1 protein-coding gene is annotated in these 227 nt (G+C 70.5%); it reads right to left on the bottom strand.

Features of this window, described 5'->3' with window-relative positions; translation table 11 throughout:
- Positions 1–190: SpnB-like Rossmann fold domain-containing protein (locus tag ACYF6T_RS44820; RefSeq protein WP_461703741.1), on the bottom strand; the 190-nt coding region annotated here is incomplete at its 3' end.
- Positions 191–227 lie beyond the last annotated feature (37 nt).

Below are 227 nucleotides of genomic sequence, written 5' to 3' on the forward strand. Positions count from 1 at the left end.
CGTCGTCGAGGTCGACCAGGACGAACCGGCCCGGATGCTCCGCCTGCGCACTACGCACCAGACCCCACACCGCCGCCGCATCAGGATCCGGCACCTCACCCACCGCACCCCGCGTCACCACCACCAGCCGCCGATCCCCACCATCCGGCGCCGACAACCACTCCTGGAGCCGAACCAACGCCTCCTCCACAGACGCCACTTCGGCGACGACACAGTCCTCAGCGCCG

The organism is Streptomyces sp. 7R007, from assembly GCF_054850255.1.